The sequence below is a fragment of the Marinobacter aromaticivorans genome (assembly GCF_002806975.1).
Classification (GTDB): Bacteria; Pseudomonadota; Gammaproteobacteria; order Pseudomonadales; family Oleiphilaceae; genus Marinobacter; species Marinobacter aromaticivorans.
Window position 1 is genome coordinate 46,049 of record NZ_NIHD01000018.1, and the last position, 7,369, is coordinate 53,417.

The 7,369-nt window shown below is 61.0% G+C and carries 5 protein-coding genes; all 5 read right to left on the reverse strand.

Going from position 1 to position 7,369, the window contains the following annotated elements:
• Positions 1-111 precede the first annotated feature (111 nt).
• From CDH48_RS17625 to CDH48_RS17645, 5 genes are read right to left on the reverse strand one after another with little or no spacing between them, the layout of a single operon-like run.
• Positions 112-1,071 (reverse strand): hydroxymethylglutaryl-CoA lyase, encoded by a 960-nt coding sequence (locus CDH48_RS17625; RefSeq protein ID WP_062363157.1) that lies wholly within the window; start codon positions 1,069-1,071, stop codon positions 112-114.
• A 4-nt stretch (positions 1,072-1,075) separates the two neighbouring features.
• A complete protein-coding gene (locus tag CDH48_RS17630) occupies positions 1,076-3,082 on the reverse strand; it encodes an acetyl/propionyl/methylcrotonyl-CoA carboxylase subunit alpha (RefSeq protein WP_100690033.1) in 2,007 nt (668 codons plus the stop codon).
• 10 nt (positions 3,083-3,092) lie between these two features.
• Complete coding sequence (locus CDH48_RS17635) at positions 3,093-4,700, reverse strand: acyl-CoA carboxylase subunit beta (RefSeq protein ID WP_100690034.1); 1,608 nt, start codon at positions 4,698-4,700, stop codon at positions 3,093-3,095.
• Positions 4,697-6,088, reverse strand: a complete 1,392-nt coding sequence (locus CDH48_RS17640; RefSeq protein WP_100690035.1) for a phenylacetate--CoA ligase family protein — start codon at positions 6,086-6,088, stop codon at positions 4,697-4,699. Before CDH48_RS17640 ends, CDH48_RS17635 begins: the two co-directional genes overlap by 4 nt.
• A 33-nt stretch (positions 6,089-6,121) precedes the next feature.
• Entirely contained in the window at positions 6,122-7,282 is a 1,161-nt protein-coding gene (locus CDH48_RS17645; RefSeq protein ID WP_062363169.1) for an acyl-CoA dehydrogenase family protein, read from the reverse strand.
• Positions 7,283-7,369: the final 87 nt, after the last annotated feature.

Consider the following 7,369-nt stretch of genomic DNA (forward strand, 5'->3'; position numbering starts at 1 on the left):
CCATTGCTTACCTATCGACAGACAGGACGAGGGTGGCGACAGGACGCTGGTGGCCAGTCCTGCCGCCCCGCCCGTCTGGCAGGAGACGCTGCCCCGCGTTATTAATGCGCCTCATTTTGTCTTGCGGAATTTGTCGAGACCGCCGGTATGCATGACCCGTCCCATAAGCGGTGCGCCGATGATCTCTTCGGCCTTTAGCGCCGCTTCGATCAGCTTGTCCAGGTCAATCCCGGTATCGATGCCAAGCTCGTGGCACAGAAAAACCGCGTCTTCGGTGCAGACATTGCCGGCGGCGCGGGCATGGCCGTGACCCGCGAACGGACAGCCGCCAAGCCCGGCGACAGAGCCCTCGAACATATCCACTCCCATCGACAGCGCGGCATACAGATTAGCGACGCCAAGCCCGCGCGTGTCATGAATGTGCATGCCGATCCGCGCGTCGGGGGCCATTTCGCGCAGGGCGCCGATCATGCGTTTGACCGCTTCAGGATTGCCCCAGCCCATTGTGTCGGCCATCACGAGGACGGGAACAGGAATCTGCTCTTCCTCGCAAAGTTGCAGGATAAAGCGGAAATCGTCGAGGATGCGTTCTTGCGGAATGGGGCCGTCCAGGTTACAGCCAAAAGCCGTCATCACATAGGCGGCGTCAACCGTGTAGCCTTCTTCCTTGTAAAGCCGGACCCAGTCGCGCTGTCTCTCGCGCATTTCGGCGGATGAACAGTTGTTATTTGATCGGGCAAAAGCCTCGGAAGGGTAGAACAGCAGACGCGGGTCGATATCGACCTCATGCGCGGCCATCGCTTTTCGGAAGCCCTTGTCGTTCAGCCAGAGCGAGGTGTATTTGACGCCGGGTTTACGGTTGATACGCTGGAACAGCTCCCCGGTGTCGGCCATCTGAGGCACGTATTTCGGGCTGACAAAGCTGCCGACCTGAATGCGTTTCAACCCGGTCTCGCTGAGCATGTCGATCAGTTCGACTCGCTGTTCGATAGGATAAATCTTCTTTTCGATCTGAAAACCCTCGCGCGGGCCTTCCTCACGAAATTCGACGAATTTTGGAAAGTCGCTCATTTCATCACTCCTCGTATTGCAGGATCTCGGCTATGACCTGGCCGCGATCGACCATGTCCCCTTTCGAGACGGATATATTGCTGGCGATACCGGCTGCGGCAGTGCGGATCGAGATTTCAAGTTTCATGGATTCCATGACCGCGACCACGTCGCCTTCGGCCACGGACTGACCCTCAGTCACGTTGATCTCGACGATCACCCCGGTCAGCGGAGAGGCCACAGCGCGATCCGCCGCAGCATCGCCGCCGACGAAATCCAGCGGAGCGGCCGGATGGAAGATCAGGCGGCCCTCGGGTGTATCCATCTCGATCACCCCGGCGTGCCGCCGTGCGTCGATCAAAAGGACAGTATCGCCCTCGCTCAGGCACCAGCGGCCCGCCGTGATTTCACGCGCCGCCAGTGTCATTGCATCGTAGTTTTCCGACAGGACGGTGTACCGGTCTCCGGGTTTGACGGGGCCGACGCATAATTCCTCGGATATGCCTGCAGAGTCCGTGAGCGACACGCGTTGTCCCGCTTCGAGCACGTCGTCCCCGAGACCGAGGCGCCAGCCAGTGAAGGTGTTGCGATTGGTCCAGGGGTCGGCATCTGTATCGCGGCGTGGCGTTGCCACGAAGAGAATGGCGGCGGCCGCCTTCCAGAGCTCGGGACGGGACAGGGTGCGTGGCTGCGTCAACACGTCGATACGACCGTCGATCCAGCGCGTATGAACCTGCATCTGCGCGAATTCCGGGTTCCGCGCCAGCGCCGACAGGAAGGCACGGTTGGTTTGCACGCCCTCCACCGCAACATGGTCCAGAGCCGTCGCCAGCCGTGCCAATGCCGTTTCGCGGTCGGGCGCGTGAACGACCAGCTTGGCGATCATGGGATCGTAATAGGGCGTGACCGTGTCGCCTTCTTTAACGCCGCTGTCGATGCGTAACCCATCGGGCAGGCTCAGTGTGGTCAGCGTGCCCGTCGAGGGGGCGAATTGCATCGCCGGGTCTTCGGCGTAAAGCCGTGCCTCGACCGCGTGACCGGTGATCTTCAGATTCCCCTGCGTGAAACCAAGGCCCGCACCTTCGGCAATGCGCAGGTGAAGCGAGACTAGGTCCAGGCCGGTGATCGCCTCGGTGACGGGGTGTTCCACCTGGATCCGGGGGTTAACCTCGAGAAAGTAATATTCGTCCCCCGCAACCAGGAACTCCACCGTGCCCAGGCCGCGATAGTCGAGCGTCTCGCCCAGTCGCACCGCGTCTTGCCCGATTTTGTCCAGAAGCGCACGCGGCAGACCCCAGGCAGGGGCCTCTTCGATGACCTTTTGGTGCCGGCGCTGGAGCGTACAGTCGCGTTCGAACAAGTGTACCACATGCCCCTTGCCGTCGCCCGCGATCTGCACTTCGACATGGCGCGCCTCTGGCAGGAAACGTTCCAGCAGAACGCCCTCCGAGCCGAAGGTGGATTTCGCCTCGCGCAGCGCACCTTCGATGTCCTCCTCCAGCGTGGCCGCCTCTGTCACAAGCCGCTGCCCGCGCCCGCCGCCGCCACCGACCGCCTTGAGCAGCACCGGCAGACCCATTTCGCGTACTGCGGCGGCAATTTTCTGAGGGTCGGACTGCGCACCTTCCGTGCCCGGGATCACTGGAACGCTGGCGGTAACCGCTGCCGCCTTAGCGCTGGCCTTGTCGCCGAAGCGCTCCAGCGTTTCGGGCGTCGGCCCCATGAAGATCATCCCGGAAGCCTCGACCGCACGGGCAAAATTGGGGTTTTCGGCCAGAAAGCCGTAGCCAGGATGGATCGCATCGGCGCCGACGGATCTGGCGGCAGCGATGACGGCATCGACCTTCAGGTAACTCTCGGATGCGGGACCAGCACCCAGGCGGATAGATTGGCCGATCTCCCGGACATGCAAGGCGTTGCTGTCGGCATCGGAATGGACCCCGATGGGTGTGATGCCGCAGGCCCGCGCGGTGCGCGCAATCCGGCAGGCGATTTCGCCGCGATTGGCGATGAGAAGTGTTTTTATTTTCATGGCTGGCCCCTCACATCCTGAACACGCCGAAATGGGTTTTGTCTCTGGGCCTGCGTGAAGTCACGTCCAGCAGGAGCGCCATGACATCGCGGGTTTCGCATGGTTCGATCACACTATCGATCCAAAGGTTCGAGGCGAAATTGTAGGCGCCCTGGAAATTCTCGTATTCCTTACGGATGGGGGCCTTGAAGGCTTCCTCCTCCTCGGGCGTCCAGCTTTTGCCGTCGCGTTCATTGATCTGGGCACGGACCTGGGCCAGCACGCTGGCGGCCTGTTCGGGTCCCATGATTGCCGATCGCCCCGTAGGCCAGGCGAACATTGCGTCCGGTTGGAACGGACGGCCGAGCATGGCCAGGTACCCCGCGCCGTAGGAGCCGCCGGTGATGATCGTGAACTTCGGCACTCGTGCCGAGGACATGGCGGTGATCATTTTCGCGCCGGCCTTGGCGATGCCCATCTGCTCGACCTCCCGGCCGACCATGAAACCGTTCACATCCGCCAGGAACAGCAGCGGGATATCGCGCTGGACGCAGAGATTGATGAAATGCGTGGCCTTCAGCGCGGCCTCGACGAAGAGCACGCCGGTATTGGCGAGAATGCCAACTTCATGGCCATGGATGCGGCCCCAGCCGGTCATCATGGTGTCGCCGTAAAGCGGCTTGAACTCGTGAAAATCGCTGTCGTCCAGCAGACGTGCGACGATCTCGCGGTTGTCAGTCGGCACCTTGGGGTCACGGCTGACGATGCCGTAGATCTCTTCCACCGGGTAGGCCGGGGGGAGTGGTGGCTTCGGCGTCTTGCGAGGCAGAGGCTTTTCGCCCAGGTGTCTGACGATTTCGCGGGTGATGGCCAGCGCGTGCGCGTCATCCTCGGCGAGGTGGTCGGTCACACCCGAAACCGAGGAGTGCATCTTGCCGCCGCCCAGCGTCTCGGCATCGACTTTTTCGCCGGTCGCCGCGAAGGTCAGTTCCGGCCCGCCCAGATACATGAAGCCCTGACCGCGCACGATTACCACCTCGTCGCAGAGCGCGGGAATATAGGCACCACCTGCAGTGCAGGGGCCCATGACCACGGCGATCTGCGGCACGCCATCGCCGGACATGCCGACCTGGTGGTGGAAGATCGAGCCGAACTGACCTTCGTCCGGGAAGATATTCTCCTGATCCGGCAAAAAAGCGCCCCCGGAATCGACTAGGGTTATCACCGGCAGCCTGTTCTTCCAGGCGACTTTCTGCGCCCGAACGTGCTTGCGGCAGGTCATGCCAAAATAGGTGCCGCCTTTGACCGTGGCGTCATTGGCGATGATCATGCACTGGCGCCCCTCGATCACACCGATTCCGGTGATGATGCCGGCACCCGGCGGAACGCTATCATATTTGTTGAGCCCGGCAAGCTCGCCGAGCTCCAGGAACGGTGTGCCCGGATCGATTAGCCTCTCGACCCGCTCGCGCGGAAGAATCTTGTTATTCTTCTCGTGGCGTTTCCGCGCCCTCTCGGGGCCGCCGAGGCGTTGCTGTCGCCGAAGGGCATGCAGTTCGCCGACTTTTTCCCGGTAACATGTGTCGTTTTCCCGGAAGTCGTCGGATCCGGTGTCGAGTAGGGATTTCATTCTAGTCATGGCAGGTCGGGGTACTCTCTGAGGACGAAGGCAACCTTGGCGGCGCCGGGTTTCTCGAAGGTGTCGGGGGCCACCAGATGAACATCGGCCTTGAACACTAGGGAGTCGCGTAAGCGCTGCTCGATCCTCTTCTTTAGGGTGTTATCATCCGCCGGATCGCGACCAGGACCGCGTTCGACGATCACCTTCAACGCGCCTTGCGTGGTGTGGCCTTCGAAATCCGCCACGATTCGCATGACACCATTTGTTTCGGGTACCATTTCGGTGATCACGCTGTTTATCGCGGAAGGGAAGACATTGGCCCCGCGCACGATCAGCATGTCGTCAGTCCGCCCCGTGCAACGGATCTTGGGACCGGTGCGCCCGCAGGAGCACTCGGTGTCGATGACCTCGATATAATCGCCCGATTGGAACCGCACGAGCGGGCTCGCCTGCCGGCCGATCGCGGTGTAGACCATCTCGCCCTCGGCGCCTTTCTCCCAGGGAATGATCCGGCCGCTTTCGGGGTCGAGCAGCTCGGTGATGATATAGTCCATGTTGACCATATGCATCCCCGACCGTGCGTCGCATTCGGCCCAGTAGGTCACGCCCAGATCGGTGCCACCCATCATCTCGGCGCATTTTGCGCCCCAGGCCTCTTCGATCTTGGCGCGGATCGCCGGAATGCCACCACCCGGTTCGCCACCGACAATCACTCGCTCAATGCCCAGTTCACTGGCCTTGCAACCAAGCACTTCGGGTGCCTTTTCGGCCAGATGTAGAACGAAGTTGGGTGCGCCGACCACGCAGCGCGGGCGAGTGTCGGCACAGGCCCTGAGCAGCCGTTCCGCGCCACCATCTGCCCCGACTGGCACGTCGATCCCGCCCATGTATTGCAGCCCCTGCATCACCGGGATGCCGCCGACGAATCCCTTTGCCAGCGAAAATGCGTGCAGCACCATGTCGCCCGGCCGCACGCCGTTGGCGAAAAAGCAGCGCGCTGTCATCTCGTGCCACATTTCGGCGTCGGGTTCGGTGAGCGCGACATAGGACGGGCTACCCGTCGTGCCTGATGAGGCCTGCATTTGGATGATGTCCGCCACCGGCGCGGCCCGATGCTTGCCAAAGGGTGGTTCCGCAGCGAGGCTTTCGCGGATCTCGGTCTTATGGGTAAAGGGCAGTTTCTGCAGATCTTCGATCGTGCGGATTTCCTCGAACCTCACACCTGCTGCAGCAAATTTATCCTGGTAGAACGTCGAGTTCGCCTTGAGATAGTCCATCTGCTCGCGCAGCCGCTCCTCCTGAATGCGGTGCACTTCGTCGAGAGGCGTGCCCTCAATCTCGTGCCAGAAGGGGTCGTTCACCTTGGCGGCCGCATCTTGCCGCCGGAAGCGCATTCCAAATAGCATATACTGTCCTCCATGCTAAGTCGGCGATCAATATCAATAAGATCGTGGCAAGCCCATGACCTTTTCGCCGATGAAACTAAGGCACAGCTCGCGGTTTACGGGCGCGGTGCGCAGTAGCCGCACCAACGGATACATCTCGTAAAGCCCCGTATCCTCGGTAAAGCCCGATCCGCCATGCGCCTGGAGCGCGGCGTCCACAGCCTCGATCCCCGCTTCGGCCGCTGCGTATTTCGCCATGTTCGACGAGGCACCAGCAGACAGTTTGTTATCAAACTCCCATGCCGCCCGATGGGTCATCAGGCTGGCCATCTCGACCGCTGTGTGCGCCTTAGCCATCGGGTGCTGAACGCCCTGATGCGCGCCGATGGGCTGGCCGAAGACATTGCGCTCGGACGCGTAGGCCACACCCTTGTTCAGCGCAAAACGGCCGATTCCGCAGCACAGTGCGGCCAGAATGATGCGCTCGGGGTTGAGGCTATCGAACAGGATCGAGAACCCTTCGTCCACCTCGCCGACCACATCCTCGGGGCCCAGATCCACCTCATCGAAAAACAAGGTCCACTGTTCTTCAGGGAGAGGGATCGAGATCTTCACCCGCTGTTTTTCAACGCCCTTTTTCTTCATGTCCACAGCAAACAGGGTGAATCCGTCGGTCTTGCGGCTGACCTCTGTGTGCGGTTTGGTCCGAGCTACCACCAGACAGTAGTCCGACACCTCGGCGCCAGTAATGAAGGTCTTTTCCCCCGACAGGCTGAACCGGTTGCCCCGGCGCTTTGCGAGTGTCGTGGTTTTCATCGTGTTGGATCCGGCGCCCGGCTCGGTGATCGCAAAACAGAACTGGATATCGCCACGGCAGGCAGCCGGAAGAAGCTCTTTCTTTTGAAACTCGGTTCCGTGATGGGCGATATGGGCTAGCGACATGGTCGGGCCGACCACCATCATCAAAAGCGGTATGCCGTGATTGGCAGTGCCTTCCATGAACAGGGCCATTTCGGTCATGCCAAGCCCGGCGCCGCCATATTCTTCGGGCACCATGATGCCGAGAAATCCATCATCGGCAATTTGTTGGAACATGTCCTTGGGGAATTCATGCTTGCGCGCGTGCCGTAGCCAGTAAGCGTTGTCAAATTTTTGCGCCAACTGGCCGCCGTATTCGTAAATCAAGCGTTGTTCGTCGTTCAGTATGAAATCCATGGTTCTTCCTCAGCACTTAAAAGCCGGCTTGCGCCGGTCCTCGAAAGCATCAAGTCCTTCGGCAACGTCGTTGCCGGGTAGGGCGCG